At 64.3% G+C, this 14,223-nt stretch carries 15 protein-coding genes; 5 read left to right on the forward strand and 10 right to left on the reverse strand.

Features of this window, described 5'->3' with window-relative positions; genetic code table 11:
* Positions 1-34 precede the first annotated feature (34 nt).
* Positions 35-640, reverse strand: coding sequence for a maleylpyruvate isomerase N-terminal domain-containing protein (locus E1H16_RS09410; RefSeq protein ID WP_134323413.1), 606 nt, complete (start codon positions 638-640; stop codon positions 35-37).
* Between the two features lie 134 nt (positions 641-774).
* Between E1H16_RS09410 and E1H16_RS09415 the strand changes: the two genes are divergently transcribed.
* Positions 775-1,479 carry an alpha/beta fold hydrolase gene (locus E1H16_RS09415; RefSeq protein ID WP_134323414.1) on the forward strand — a complete coding sequence of 235 codons (705 nt, stop codon included), beginning with the start codon at positions 775-777 and terminating at the stop codon, positions 1,477-1,479.
* 115 nt (positions 1,480-1,594) lie between these two features.
* Here E1H16_RS09415 and E1H16_RS09420 read toward each other — a convergent pair whose 3' ends face one another.
* The 7 genes from E1H16_RS09420 to E1H16_RS09450 all read right to left on the reverse strand — a co-directional run bounded on the left by E1H16_RS09420 (position 1,595) and on the right by E1H16_RS09450 (position 8,682).
* Positions 1,595-1,999 carry a cupin domain-containing protein gene (locus E1H16_RS09420; protein ID WP_134323415.1) on the reverse strand — a complete coding sequence of 135 codons (405 nt, stop codon included), beginning with the start codon at positions 1,997-1,999 and terminating at the stop codon, positions 1,595-1,597.
* Between the two features lie 158 nt (positions 2,000-2,157).
* Positions 2,158-3,306, reverse strand: a complete 1,149-nt coding sequence (locus E1H16_RS09425) for a GNAT family N-acetyltransferase (protein WP_166741689.1) — start codon at positions 3,304-3,306, stop codon at positions 2,158-2,160.
* Positions 3,306-4,631 (reverse strand): acyl-CoA dehydrogenase family protein, encoded by a 1,326-nt coding sequence (locus tag E1H16_RS09430; RefSeq protein ID WP_134323417.1) that lies wholly within the window; start codon positions 4,629-4,631, stop codon positions 3,306-3,308. Before E1H16_RS09430 ends, E1H16_RS09425 begins: the two co-directional genes overlap by 1 nt.
* An 82-nt stretch (positions 4,632-4,713) precedes the next feature.
* Entirely contained in the window at positions 4,714-5,484 is a 771-nt protein-coding gene (locus E1H16_RS09435) for a thioesterase family protein (RefSeq protein ID WP_134323418.1), read from the reverse strand.
* A gap of 40 nt (positions 5,485-5,524) precedes the next feature.
* On the reverse strand, positions 5,525-7,195 hold the full coding sequence (locus E1H16_RS09440) for a long-chain-fatty-acid--CoA ligase (protein ID WP_134323419.1): 1,671 nt from the start codon (positions 7,193-7,195) through the stop codon (positions 5,525-5,527).
* A 3-nt stretch (positions 7,196-7,198) separates the two neighbouring features.
* Positions 7,199-8,002 (reverse strand): alpha/beta fold hydrolase, encoded by an 804-nt coding sequence (locus tag E1H16_RS09445; RefSeq protein WP_134323420.1) that lies wholly within the window; start codon positions 8,000-8,002, stop codon positions 7,199-7,201.
* A gap of 29 nt (positions 8,003-8,031) precedes the next feature.
* A complete protein-coding gene (locus E1H16_RS09450; protein ID WP_134323421.1) occupies positions 8,032-8,682 on the reverse strand; it encodes a 4a-hydroxytetrahydrobiopterin dehydratase in 651 nt (216 codons plus the stop codon).
* Between the two features lie 53 nt (positions 8,683-8,735).
* Between E1H16_RS09450 and E1H16_RS09455 the strand changes: the two genes are divergently transcribed.
* Complete coding sequence (locus E1H16_RS09455) at positions 8,736-10,247, forward strand: GMC family oxidoreductase (RefSeq protein WP_134323422.1); 1,512 nt, start codon at positions 8,736-8,738, stop codon at positions 10,245-10,247.
* Positions 10,248-10,293: 46 nt separating this feature from the next.
* On the opposite strand, the gene E1H16_RS09460 is transcribed toward E1H16_RS09455, so the two are convergent.
* Positions 10,294-10,665 (reverse strand): pyridoxamine 5'-phosphate oxidase, encoded by a 372-nt coding sequence (locus tag E1H16_RS09460; RefSeq protein ID WP_134323424.1) that lies wholly within the window; start codon positions 10,663-10,665, stop codon positions 10,294-10,296.
* 39 nt (positions 10,666-10,704) lie between these two features.
* Between E1H16_RS09460 and E1H16_RS09465 the strand changes: the two genes are divergently transcribed.
* From E1H16_RS09465 to E1H16_RS09475, 3 genes are all read left to right on the forward strand, one after another.
* Positions 10,705-11,820, forward strand: a complete 1,116-nt coding sequence (locus tag E1H16_RS09465; protein WP_134323426.1) for a methyltransferase domain-containing protein — start codon at positions 10,705-10,707, stop codon at positions 11,818-11,820.
* 72 nt (positions 11,821-11,892) lie between these two features.
* Positions 11,893-12,333, forward strand: coding sequence for a rhodanese-like domain-containing protein (locus E1H16_RS09470; protein WP_134323428.1), 441 nt, complete (start codon positions 11,893-11,895; stop codon positions 12,331-12,333).
* A gap of 8 nt (positions 12,334-12,341) precedes the next feature.
* Positions 12,342-13,142 carry a hypothetical protein gene (locus tag E1H16_RS09475; RefSeq protein ID WP_134323430.1) on the forward strand — a complete coding sequence of 267 codons (801 nt, stop codon included), beginning with the start codon at positions 12,342-12,344 and terminating at the stop codon, positions 13,140-13,142.
* Between the two features lie 15 nt (positions 13,143-13,157).
* Here the strand turns inward: E1H16_RS09475 and E1H16_RS09480 are convergent, their stop codons facing one another.
* Positions 13,158-14,216, reverse strand: a complete 1,059-nt coding sequence (locus tag E1H16_RS09480; protein WP_134323432.1) for a MaoC family dehydratase — start codon at positions 14,214-14,216, stop codon at positions 13,158-13,160.
* Positions 14,217-14,223: the final 7 nt, after the last annotated feature.

The raw sequence follows: 14,223 nt of genomic DNA on the forward strand, positions 1-14,223 counted from the left end.
CGAGGGGGTTCTCCCCCACCTCGAGCGATGCCGTCTACAAGACGGAAAATCCCTCCGCGAGTTGCCCGCGACCGGTGAGCGCGAACAGGATTTCGGCGGCGCGGGTTGGGCCGCTCAACGGTATTGCCAGTTGTGCCGCATCCACGGCTGATATGGCGAGTTCCTTCGGAGTGCTTTGGCGGGTCGCCGCAGCGAGATCAAGTCCGTGCACCGTTAACTCGAATGCGCGGGTCGGCAGGTAGTCCAGCAGGGTTATCGCGCCGACCGGCGTCGTGGCCACGGCGTCGTCAGGCTCCGCATTCACTAGCGCCAGCACTCGGTCTGCGATCTCACCAATGGCAGTGATCGGGTCGTCGCCGAGTGCAATTCCAGCAGCGCGCCCACGCTCGGTGACCGCAACGGGGTCGGCTAAGCCCGCACGCGTGGCGATGAAGTACTCACTCGGGCCGCGCAGCGATATCGCCTCGGGCTCTGCGGCCAGATAGGTCTCGATCGTCTGAAAGGCGCGCGCCGAATGGCCCAACAACGATCGGACGTCCCACTCGCCGAGTCCGGGCGCGTCCAGCACGTCCGCGCTGGCACCGCTGACAACCGTCAGATATCCGTCGGCGGCGGTCGTGAACCACTCACGAGGGGTCATGGGAGTCAGTATCTGGCCAATCGCCCGCGTGCGCTAGTCCGATCATCACTAGTAGTTGCGAACTGTCGCCAAGCGGCCCAAGATCGGTGGCTACGCCCGTTGTGGGCGCAGGTTACCGACAGATGGAGATTCGCATGACGACATACGTTCTGGTCCACGGCGCCTGGGGCGGCCCGCACCAATTCGGTAAAGTCCGCCGGCTCCTGCAGGCCGCAGGGCACGAGGTATTCACACCGTGCCTCACCGGGATCGGCGAGCGTGTGCATCTGACCGGACCGCAGGTCAACCTCAGCACCCATGTCACCGACGTCGTCAACAGCGTGCTCTACGAAGATCTCGACGACATTGTGCTGGTCGGCTACTCGTATGGCGGCATGGTCGTGACCGGGACACTCGATCACATCGGGGACCGAGTGCATGACCTCGTCTACCTCGACGCGTTTGTCCCTGCCGACGGCCAGAGCGCTCGCGCTCTACAAGGAGCCGGCAGACTAACTGCGCCGATCACGATCGGCGCAGACTGGCTGGTCAGCCCGGCGCCGCGCACGTACGACGATCCGGCGGACGCCGAATGGCTCGGTCCGCGCCGTACGCCGCATCCGGCCGCCTGCTTCACTGAAGCAGTCCGACGCGCGCGACCGATTGAGGACGAGGCGTTCAGCCTCACGTACATCAGGGCCGTGCAGGACGACGCGGCGGGCGGCGTGTTCACCGCCGCGGGCGCACATGCCAGTGATAGCCCGCGATGGCGTTACCGCGAGGTCGACACAAACCATATGATCCCGACCAACCGCCCGCAGGTACTCGCCGAGTTGCTCCTGGAACTCCCCGCGGCGTAACCACCCTGGATGTCAAGCAAGCACGCGTAACAACGCGCCATCATTGACCAAGCGGGCCACACCCACCGGTCATCGACCAACGATGGCGAGACCGAGTGGGGTGCGGCGGCGGAGGTTAGGCGGACGCCGGACCGTCGACGTTCACTGTGGGTACGCCGGTGCCACAACGCACCAAGACCGCTTTCGAGACCGACTCCCCCGGGTTCGACTCGCGGTGCACTGCCCCCTTGGGCACACGAATGAAGTCACCGGCCTTGGCCTCCACCACGGTCTCGCCGTTCGGGCCGGATTCCAGGCGCATCGTCCCTTCGACCACGTAGATCGTGGTCTCGTGCTCGCCATGGTGATGCCACCCCGACACGGCCTGCGGCTGGGTGTCGACCGTACCGGTCCACATCCCTTCCGAGTTGTTGGCCAGGCGTCGGTGCATACCGGGCGTCGGGTCGGCATCGGTCAGGTCGTCGCCCTGGATGAAGGCGACCGGCTCTGCTGGGTTATGCGAATTCTGTTCAGCGCTCATGCTGTCATTCTGCCCTGTCTCAAATTTATCCGTGGCGCGGCTGTCGACGTTCGAGTGCACTCTGGGCCGTGCGACGCCATTCGATCCGCGAACGTCTGTACGGACGGCCGCCAGCGCGCACGTCGACACCTACAACCACACGAACGACGCGACAGTGCTCAACGCCGCGATGAGCGCGGACGTCGACCGCTGCGATCAAGATGAACCGGCACGACGTGCGGATGTAGGTTCATCACGGCATCCGCAGACCCCAGCTCCGCGAGCTCCTGCAGAATGACACGCGTCGGCGTCATGACCTGCAGATCGCCACCATTACCGCGATCGAGCACCTGCTGGACCGGTAACCATTCGGACGCAAGCGCCTCAGTGGTGGTGTTCTGCGGCGATCGCGGGTCGCCCACCGGCAGATGCGCCACCATGAAATGCACCTGGAACCGTTTCGGGAACCCGGGCGGCGTCGTCCAGTCGTCCCACGGCAACAGTTCGGCGGGATCCAGGCGTACCCCGGTCTCCTCATGCACCTCTCGAAGCCCGGTCGCCAGGATCGTGCGTACTGCCAGGCGGGGGTCATCTGCGGCGGCCACAAACGTGGACCCGCCCCACACCGAGACGAGTTCGGAGAGCACATCGTCATCGACGTCGGCCGGATGCTGCGCATCGACAGGGTCGATCCGCCCGCCAGGGAACACGACGGCTCCCGGCGCGAAATCCATAGTGGACACGCGGTGTTGAATGAACACCTCAAGCCCGTCCTCGCCATCGCGAACCGGGATCACGCTGACCGCCGAACGCGGCACAACGCCCGGCGTGATCCCGCGGACCATCGCCACCCGGCGTCCGCCCAGGTGAAGTTCAGCGGCGCGTTCACGTTCCAGAACATCGTCGAGGTATTCGGGTGCCGGATCGAGCACTTCGAAGCCGAGTCGCTCGTAGAACGGCGCATTCCACGGCACATCGGCAAAGGTCATCAAACTGATACCGGTTCCGCCGCGGGCCTCGATCGCTTCACAGACCGCGTACGTGAGCGCCGTCCCCAACCCGCGTCGCAGGTGATCGGGATGGACGGCTAGTTGTTCGAAGTGGAAACGCCCGTCGCGCTCGAGAACGTGCGCGAATCCGACGACTGGGTCACCTACCACCAGGATGAAGCCGCCTTGCGCGGCACGCTGTTCTCCGGTTGGCGGAGTGCCCCAGTGGCTTATCGGCATCAGCGGTGCGAACAGTTGGTCCGCCGCGGCCTCGATGGCCTGCAGGAAGGGTAAATCCGATGGGTCTGCCGGGCGCACCACGGCGTCGTTCTCACTCATCATGCGCTCCCCTCAGCGCCGAAGTTCGCGGGCCTGGGCCACGCGCCCTCGCTGGCCATGCGTCGCGCCTCATCTAGGGACACGACGTCAGCCGAACCGCCGGTCATGCTCGGATCGATCGACGCGTACTTACGGATCTCTAGTTTGGCAATCTGGTTGCGATGCACCTCGTCCGGACCGTCTGCTAGACGCAGCAACCGCGCCATGGCGAGGGCAGCGCCAAGGAAGTGATCGTTCGCCGTACCGCCACCGCCGAACAGCTGAATTGCCCAATCCACAATCTGCTGCGCCATCCTAGGAGCAGCGACCTTGATCATCGCGATGTCCTGCTTGGCCCCCTTATTACCGACCGTGTCCATCATTTCCGCGGCACGCAAGGTCAGCAGACGCGCTTGCTCGATCATGATCCGCGACTCGGCAATACGTTCCTGCGTCAAGGTCTGCTCGGCGAGCGGACGACCGAACGGGGTGCGCTGCTCTGCCCGCCGGCACATCCGCTCCAACACTCGTTCGGACAGACCGATCAGCCGCATGCAGTGGTGTATCCGTCCGGGACCGAGACGCCCCTGCGCGATTTCAAAGCCACGGCCCTCACCAAGCAACATGTTGCTCGCCGGAACACGCACGTTGTCGAACACGACCTCCGACGCTCGATCGGGCACGCCATAGAACCCCAGGACGGGCAGTGACCGAATCACTTCCACACCTGGAGTGTCTTTGGGCACCAAAATCATCGACTGACGCTGGTAGGCGTTCGCATTCTCGGGATCGCTCTTACCCATGAAGATGATGATCTTGCAGCGCGGGTCGGTGGCTCCCGTGGTGTACCACTTACGTCCGTTGATGACGTACTCGTCGCCATCGCGGATGATCTGGCTGCCGATATTAGTGGCATCCGAGGATGCGACCAACGGTTCAGTCATCGCGAACGATGAGCGCATATCCCCAGCCAGCAGGGGTTCTAGCCACTGTTGCTTCTGCTGGTCGGTGCCGTAGCGCAGCAGGGTCTCCATATTCCCGGTATCCGGCGCCGCGCAGTTAAACACCTCGGGCGCGAGGGTGCTTCGACCCATGATCTCGCACAGCGGCGCGTATTCACGGTTCGTCAGCCCCTCGGCAGATTCAGCGGCCGGCAACCACAGGTTCCACAGACCCGCCTCACGGGCGAGCGGCTTGAGCTTCTCGATCACCGGGTAGGTCTGCCACGGCCCGAGCCGCTCAGCCTCCAGGTAGTACTGCCGTTCGTTCGGATAAATATGCTCTGCCATGAAGGCCTGGAGCTTCTGGGCAAGCTCGGCCGACCGCTGCGTGGTGGTATCGCTCATCGTCGTGTCCCTTTCCGGTCCTGCTTACCGATCATGCCGCGTGCCTCCAGGCGGTCGTACGCCGGTAGCAACAACGCTGTAATTACCGGGGTCGCACCGTAAGAAACTGCGACATAGCCCCGATCGGACCGGTTTCGTCGTGCAGGATGCTGTGCGTCAAACCCAAACCGTTGGCCCCGAACGACACTGACGTGTCGAAGCCGAGCCACTCACCAGCGGGCTGATTAAAGAAGTGCGCAGTCAGGTCAACGTTCGGGAACGCGACTATATCGGGAGACTGGCGCACAGTGAAACCGTTGGCGATGTCGATGAGTCCGCTGACGCGGGCCAGCGGACTCACCGCCTCATCTCGAATCAGGGGGACTTTGGCTCGCACCCAATACGCGGCACGGCCCGGCTCATACTGGTGGCGGTACGCATCGGCTGAGGCGATGAACCCGCCCGGCCAGACCTCGCTGGGGCTCCACGCCGGCATCTGCGTCCGCGGTGGGATCGAAGATAGCGCGGTCCCGGCGTACGCCCCCGTATCGCCGCCGGCCATCAGCCAGGCCCGCAGCAGCACGATGTCTCGGCCACCGTGCGCTAATGCTGCCTCTACCAACTCGATCGTCCGACCTGGGCGCACCACCCGTACATCGATGGTCATATCGCCCACAGGGACGGTCCCAAGGATGTCGTACGACAACCGACCGATCTGCAGACCGTCGTCCCGCCGCGTATCGCGGTCGCGCTCGATCTCGTGCACCAGCAGACCGAGCGACGGACCGATGTGCTGCTCGTCGAGCGACCATGCGCCAGTCGTGTGTTCACCCGCGCGATAGGTCGATTCGTCGAGGCGCTCGAAGTACGCCAACCTGTGTCCTCCCCGTATGCGGTGCCAGCACCGCTTCCAGTTACTGCTCGTACAGGTCGCCGTACTGCACGCGCATGACCTTCTTGTCGAGTTTGCCCACGCTGGTGCGCGGCAGGACGTCGACGATTTCAAGGTGGTCGGGCAACTGCCACTTCGCGAACTTGCCGACGAGTACCTCCTGCACCTCCGCCAGCGTTACTGGGTCGGCGGGATCGGTCACCACGATCGCGACCGGGCGTTCCTGCCACTTCGGGTGACTGATTCCCACGACCGCGGCGTCGCGAACCTTCGGATGGCCAAGGATCGCGTTCTCCATATCGATCGACGAGATCCACTCCCCGCCGCTTTTGACGACGTCCTTGATCCGGTCGGTGAGTTTCAGGTACCCGGTGTCCGAGATCATTCCGACGTCGCCTGAGCGCCAGTAGCCCTCATGGAATCGTGCTGCGGACTCCTCAGGCGACTCTTGCAGATTATGGTATTTCTCGATGATCCAGGGGCCGCGCAGCAGTACTTCGCCCTGCGCCGAACCGTCGTGCGGTAGATCCTTGTTGTCGGCGTCCACGATCCGGAAGTCGACGCCACTCAGCGGCAGACCCTGGTAACGCTTGAGATCCCAGCGCTCCTCTTCGCTGAGTTTGTCGGCCAGCGACGGCTTCATACCGAGGTTGCACGCGACCATCGGAGTCGTCTCCGTGGCACCGTAGCCGTGAATTACATCGGCGCCCGTGTAGTCGTAGAAGTCACGCATCATTGAGATCGGGGGCTCGGTGGCGCCACAGATCAACCGCGCCTTGCTGAGATCCGGGTAGTCGTCAAGCGTCTTGATGTAGTTGATCATCGGCTGGAAGATCGCCGGTGCACCCGGCGCGACGGTCACGTTCTCGGACACGATGGCGTCGACCAGCATTCCGGTGTCCTCCGCGCTGTACTGCCCCGGTAGGACAACCTTTGCTGCGGTCATGACAGCAGCCTGCGGCAGACCCCAGCATGATGCGTGGAACATTGGCGTGATCATCATGACCGCGTCCTCGCGGTTCATCCGCACGGCCAGCGCTAGGGAACTCGAGTGCAAGTAGATACCGCGATGCGAGTAGTACACGCCCTTCGGGGCACCGGTCGTGCCGGTCGTGTAGCAGGCGCTGTACGCCGAGGTCTCGGCGATCATCGGCCAGTCGTACGTCGTCGATTCGGCGCGCACGAGGTCCTCGAAGTGCACCACGTTCCTCAGGCTGGTGCTGATCTGATCGAGCGGCTTGTCGCTCATCACGATCCACTTTTCGACACCGGTCGCGACCTCGGCAAGCTTCTCGGCGATCGGCAGCAGAGTTTCATCGACGCACACGAATCGCGCATTCGCGTGGTTCGTGACGTACCCGAGGTCTTCGGTGGCCAGTCGCAGGTTCATCTGCAGCATGACCGCGCCGATACCGGGAATGGCCCAATACAGTTCCCAATGCCGGACACTGTTCCAGTCGAGCACGCCGACGACGTCACCTGGCTGCGCTCCCAGCGAACTCAGCATGCCCGCGATCTGGGCAGAACGCTGCCAACAGTCCGCGTAGGTGTACCGCTGCCACTGCCCGTTTGAATCGCGGTAGGCGATTTCCTGCTCCGGGTAGGTCCGCGCCGCGTGCCGCAGCAGCGTGGTCGTATTGAGTTGGTAGTGATCGCCGTGGGTGGCGGGCATTCCAGTGACGAGTTCGTACATAGATCAAGTCCGTTCGACGTGTGGTGCGGTGTGCTCCATGAAGTATCTCAGCGTGGCGATGAACGTGTCGCGCTGCTCGGAGTGAACCCAGTGTCCGGCGCCTTTAACCACGACCTTGCGTACCGCCGGAAAGTATTCGCGCATGCGTTCGCCGTACTCGGCGCGGACATAGTTCGACTTTCCCCCTGATACCCACAGCACCGGCCCGTCGTACGAGGCGAGATGCTGCGGAAACGAGCCGATATTTACCAGATCACGCCGCAGCACATCCAGGTTCGCCTTCCAGGTGAAGCCGCTCGAGGAACGAATGAGGTTCTGCAACAGGAATCCACGGATCGTCGCGTTCGGCACCATGCTCGCGAGGGTCGTGTCGGCATCCGCACGTGTGGCGACCTGGTCCAGATCGATTGCAGCGAGGCTGTCGAGGTAGTGCCTGAACTCGGACATATCGGCGTGCTCAACCGGAGCAATATCCACGACGCCCAGACGCTCGACGAGATCCGGGTGGCGTAATGCGATCACCATCGCGACCTTGCCGCCCATCGAATGGCCGATCACACTGGTTCGCCCGACTCGCTCGCGCAGCGTTGCGGCGACCGTGTCGGCCATGTCGACGTAGTCAACACTCTTGGTCCACGCGGACTCGCCGTGGTTCGGTAAGTCGATGAGCGCCGATCCATAGGTCGGCGCGAGTGCTTTAGCAACGCTCAGGAAGTTCTTGCCTTGCCCGTACAGTCCATGTAAGAACGCGATCGTCGGTCCGTGCCCGGCGACCGTCGTCACGTGTACTTTGGCCCGATCAGACATGCCCTTAGCGTAGTGGGCCAGGAAAACTCCTAGCCCCGGCCCGCTTGGGTACACAGGCATACCTTGTTGCCCTCGGGATCGGCGAGGACGACAAAAGCTGGGGCGTGCTGGTCGTCGACAATCACGCCGCCGGCCGTGAGCGCCGCGGCGATCCGCTCATCCAGCGTGTCCTCCGCTACCCAGAGGTCGTAATGGAAGCGCTGGCGCGGTTCGGGGTGCGGTTCGGTGGCTTGCAACCACAACCGGGGCACTCGCCCGTGCGGATCGGTGATCATGTCTTCGACGAGCGCATCGCGCGAGCCGGCCAACACCACGGCCCAGAACTCGCCGACGGCGCCGTGCGAACTTGCATCCAGGACCACGCCTAGTTCGGTCAGCACCCGCGGGTCGGCGGCGATCCCCTTCGCTGCCGCGATCTGACTGATCTGCGCCGCGAGGTTAAGATCTCTCTCAGTGACCGCTCCAACGTCGTGACTCATCAACCGCACGTCCAGGTACGGGTAACTCAGGCTCAGGTCTGGATGGTGATTGGCTGCCTCCGCGGCCACGGTGATGTCAGCGACGAGCGCGGCGCCGGTCACGAAGTCGCCAGTGCGGAACCGCGCATGCAATTCGCGGGCAAGGTAGCGCCAATCGGGCAGGTCCGCCGCGCGTATCTCGGTTGCCGTTAACTGTCCCATTCCTCGATCCTCCCAGCCTGTGCGGTGCTGCGCCACCGTCGCCACCTGGCACGATGGACCCGATGATCTTCGACTTCCTGGTGATCGGCGCCGGCGCGGCTGGTTGTGCTGCGGCCAGTCGCCTTGCCGAGAACCCGCGGGCGCAGGTGCTACTACTGGAGGCTGGCGGACGCCACGCCCCTGCGGCAACGCACGTGCCACGGGCGATGCCGTTTGCGTTGCGCTCGGCTGCCCTGACCAGCTACCCAACCCTCGGCCCGCGCGACGCAGACGTCGGGTACTGGGTACGTGGACGCGGTGTCGGCGGTTCGACACTGGTGAACGGAATGATGTACGTCCGCGGTGAGGCGGCGGCGTACGAGGAGATCGAGTTCGCGGGGAACCCGGGGTGGGGCTGGTCGGCATTCGGTGATGCATTCGAGAAAATCGAGGCACGTCTGCGTCCGAGCCGCTCGACGCTCAACGCACTCGATGAGCTCGCACTGGCGGCAGTGGCCGCCACCGAAGTCCCGATCGTCGCGGACATCAACGCACTCGAGGGTCCACGAGCCGGCGCGATGCCCGCAACCATTCACCGAGGTGTACGGCGCAGCGCGGCGGTACTGCTGAAATCGGCCGGCCCAAACTTGCGCGTATTACCGGGGACGACGGCGCAAACCCTGCTATGGCAGGGATCTCGGATCATCGGCGCTCGGGTCCGCCGTGGAAATACGCACCGCGAGATCCACGCACGCAACGTCGTGGTGTGCGCAGGCACGATCGAGACACCCGTGCTGCTGGAACGCTCGGGCATCGGTCGTGCCGACGTACTGCACGCCGCCGGAATCCCGCTGCGCGTCGCTAGTCCGCGGCTCGGGGATCGAATCACCGAGCAGCGCGGCGTCGGGCTGCAGTTGCGGCTGCGTTCGGACGTCGCGGATGCGATGGAGCTCGGATCGAATAAGGCGATTGCGCGTCACGCGGTTCGGTACGCGTTCGGTCGCGGCGGCGCGATCGCGCGGCCCGCCTACGACGCCGTCGCGCTCATGGCTCTCGGTGGCGCCGCCGTGGACACTCAACTGCTGATCGCGCCCTTCGCGCTCGCCTCAGGCGGCATCTTGCGACCGGCAGACTACCCAGGCATGCTGCTCGCCGGATACCCGTTGCGCTCCACGACCAGCGTGTCGGTACACGTCAATCCGGCTGATCCGTTTGCCGAGCCCATCATCGACGCTTCGGAGCCGTTGTCCGTGCACGACCAGAACGCGCAGCAGGCCACGCTCGCTGCGCTACGTCGGATCGCCGCCACCGGCGAACTGCGGGAATTGGTCACGGGCGTCGATCACGCTGGGCTGGACGGTCCCGGATCGTCGATTTATCACGCTGTCGGCTCGGCCGCGATGGGTCCCGATGCCGATGCTGCGGTCGATCACGACCTGCGAGTGCGTGGTACCGAGGGGCTACATATCGCCGACTTGTCAGTGCTGCCGCACCATCCGAGCGGCGGTACGGCGGCCGTGGCGATGGCGATCGGCTGGATCGCGGGCGGTCGCATCGCTGCTACTGACGCGACCGAGCAGCGTTGACACCGCTCCCCGCTTGCATTGCAAAACTCTGCCTACTCGACGCGCGTCACTCGACTGGTGCGCAGTCCTGGCCGCATCCCTCGGCGTCCACCGGCGCATCTGCGTGTGACGCCGGGCGGTGCAGTACGGCGGTGCGCGGCGTCATCAGAAAACCCTCGCCGTCCACCCGCGCCGTACCGTCGGCGAGCAGGGTAAAACCGCGCGGTTCGCGCGGCGGACATAACAACGTGACGGCCGGATTCTGCGCGATATTACCGGCGGTCCCCTTGCTCTGCGTAGGGATGTGCACGCCATCCTCATCGACCGTGACCTCGACGCACACCACCTTGACGCCGGCGGCTCCGACAGACAACAAGTAAGCGGTATCGAAGTCGTCCAGGGCCTTCGCGAGGTCTTCGACCTTGACCGGGATGCTCATGGAAGTCAGCGTACGCCGCGGCCGTACCCTGATGCTGCTATGCAATGCGACTACTTCGACGCCAACGCGTGCCGCTCCTGCTCCCTCATGGGGACGCCGTACGAGGAGCAGTTGCGGCGCAAAGACGCGGCCGTCCGCGGGGTCCTCGCCGCGCATATCGACCCGCAGATGTGGCTGGCGCCGTACCGCAACACCGAATCGGGCTTCCGTAACAAGGCGAAGTTGGCTATCGGTGGCACCATCGCAACACCGACGCTGGGAATCCTGGATCACGGACTCGGGGTCGATCTGCGCGACTGCGGGCTCTACGAACCCGCGCTGGCGTATACCTTCGCCGACCTCGCCACCTTCATCACGACGGCTCGACTCGCGCCGTACGACCTGGCTACCCGACGCGGTGAACTGAAGAACCTACTGGTCACCGTCTCACCTGACGGCGAGGTGATGCTGCGCTTCGTCTTGCGCTCGCAAGAGCCGATTGCCCGCATCCGCAAATACCTGCCCGGTCTGCTCGCGGCGTGCCCAGCGATTGTCGCCGTGTCGGCGAATATTCTGCCGGAGCATAGAGCAGTGTTGGAGGGTGATCGCGAGATCCCGCTCACCGAGCGTGAAACGTTGTCGATGCGCCTCAACGACATCACGATGCACGTGCGCCCCCAATCGTTCTTCCAAACCAGCACGGATATCGCCGCGGCGCTCTACCGCCAGGCGGCCTCGTGGGCGGCCAACCACCGGCCGCCGGACGCCTGGGACCTGTACTGCGGCGTGGGCGGGTTCGCCCTTCACCTCGCTGCTGAAGGCATTGCGGTCACTGGGGTGGAAACATCAGGCGAAGCGATCGCCAGCGCCAGCCTCAGCGCCGCCGACGCGCAACTCGATGCGCAGTTCGTCGCGGCCGACTCCCTGTCGTTCGCTGCGCAACACGGCGCGCCCGGCCTTGTCGTCGTCAATCCGCCACGTCGAGGGGTCGGGGATCTGGCTGCGTGGCTCGAGCACAGCACGGTCAGCCACATCATCTATTCCTCCTGCAACGCCGCGTCACTGGCCACAGACCTCGACGCTATGCCGTCGTATCGCGCCCGTGCTGCGCGACTGTTCGACATGTTTCCGCAGACCGACCACCACGAAGTGATGGTGCTGCTGCAGCGCAGGTAGGTTCGGAGGTGCAGTGATAGTGAATCGGCTGCCGGCGCCGCCGGCCGCACGCAGTCCAGTGAGGAGCAAAACATGGCTGAGCAGGGTGAGATCCGGTCGGTATGGGATCAGGTCGAGGAGATTAAGAAGGACCTGGAAAACCTGAGCATTGATCAGACCAAGGCCGTTGTCGATGCCAACGAGGACGGCGTCATGGTCATCGATATCCGCGAAATCCAGGAGCGTGTCGACTCCGGCGCGATCCCAGGATCCACCCACGTCGCGCGAGGAATGCTCGAGTTCTGGGCCGACCCGAAGTCTCCGTACTACCGCGACTACTTCACCGCGGACAAGCGGTACGTGCTCTACTGCGCCGGCGGCGGAAGGTCTGCGCTCGCAGCTAAGGCGCTCAAAGACATGGGCTTCGGCAACGTTGCGCATGTCGAGGAAGGCTTCACCGGGTGGGCAAAGGCGGGGATGCCGGTGGAAGACGTTGCCTCGACGAGCCGCTGGATCCGTCGCCCTAAGTCATAGCGTCGCCGGTGTGGCCGAGCGCGCCCACGGCACTGACGCCTGACGAACTCAACTTCCTGCACACCGACCCGGCGCGGGGGCGCAAGCGGTGGTCCATCATCGCAGCGGTGACCGTCGTCTGTGTCCTGATCCCGCTGCTGCTTCCCCTGCTCAGCGACAGCATGCGCACCCACCTGGCTGGAGACACCGAGCAGGTCAGTGCCGAGGTTACCTCGGTGCAGCCTGTCGGTAATTGCCGTGGTGGCCAGCGCCATAGCGTTGCGGTGACGTGGATGAGCGACGGCCTCGAGCAGAGCGGTGCGTACACCACCTGTGAGGATCCGCCTCAGGTAGGCGCGAGCGTCACGCTGTGGATCGGTGCGGGTGGCAACATCCAGACGAACTCTCCGACGGGCGACCGCATCGGGTTGATCGCGCTGAGTGTTGCGCTTGGGCTGTTGGCGATCGGTGCAGGAGCCCTGGCTGTGGTTCCTCTCGGCCGTCGGCGGCGCCGGCTGCTCAGATCCGTCAATCACGCCCTCGACGCGGTCGGCCCGGTAGAGACGAAGTACCACGGCCGCTACGACGAACTCCACATTCGCCTCGCAGGTGCACATGTCGCCGGCCCACCGGCGACACGCAGAGCGAAAGTGACTCTGCGCAGTCAGTTTGGCGCGAAGCCGATCGGCCGTGGGCATCGGGAGTTACGCGGCGCCTGGCAGGCGATGTACGTCGTGCGCGCAGACCAGGCCTCGAAATACTCCGTCGCGCTGCTCGCCCGCGGTCCGCAGCGCTGCTGGGTCGAATTCCGCAACCGTGGCGGAAAGTAGTCGCTACCCCGTCGGCTACGCGTTCCGCGGGAGCAGGACCGTGTAGTCGAAGTCGAGTACGACGTTCGGCAGGTACTTACCGTCCTCACCCTTGAACGGGTAGTCGGCGCATGGCTGATTCTTGGTCGCTACCGTCCGGACCCGCAGCGCGCCCGCATCGGAACGACCGGGTAGTTCGATCTTTTCCAGCACCTCGGACCACGCGTAGATGGTGTCGCCTGCGAATGTCGGGTTCGAATGGGTGCCGCCGTTGATAGCGAGGACGAACTGGGCGTTGGCCAGGCCGTTGAATGACAATGCGCGGGCGAGGCTGATGATGTGCCCGCCGTAGATCAGTCGGCGACCGATTTTCTGCTGACCCTGCGCATGCTGGTTGAAGTGCACTTTGGCGGTGTTTTGGTATAGCCGGGTAGCCAGCATGTGATCGGATTCTTCGATAGTCATGCCGTCGACGTGATCGATCTTCTCCCCGGCCTCGTAGTCTTCCCAGAGGTACGGCGACCCAGCGAGTGTCGTGTCGTACGCGGCCGTGTCGATGGTGAACGGCACGCTCAGCGCGCTGGCGTCGACGGCATCGGGCAGTTCGGGGAGTTGAGCGCCCCCGACGTCGGCGGACTCGTCACGCTTGCGCACCATGACCCAGCGCACGTACTCCAAGACCGTCTCACCATGCTGGTTCTTACCGACCGATCGCACATAGACGTTGCCGCTCTTGCCATTGCTATTGGGCTTCAGCCCAATCACCGTTGAGGTCGTGCTCAGGGTGTCTCCCGGGTACACCGGAGCGCCGTACACGCCAGCGGCGTAACCGAGGTTGGCGACGGCGTTCAGCGATACGTCTGGCACGGATTTACCGAAGACAATGTGAAACGCCAGCAAACTGTCGACCGGCATGCGCTCGAAGCCCATCGTGGTGGCAAACGTCGAGGCCGAGGTCGCTGCGAACCGTGATCCGTACAGGCCGGTGTACAGCGCGATATCCCCTTCGGTGATGGTCCGCGGGGTGGCGTGCACGAGCTCCTGCCCCACGGCGAAGTCCTCGAAGTAGTTGCCTTGCACGGTCTTCCTCGACATCACGCAC

This window comes from Cumulibacter soli (genome assembly GCF_004382795.1).
Taxonomy (GTDB): domain Bacteria; phylum Actinomycetota; class Actinomycetes; order Mycobacteriales; family Antricoccaceae; genus Cumulibacter; species Cumulibacter soli.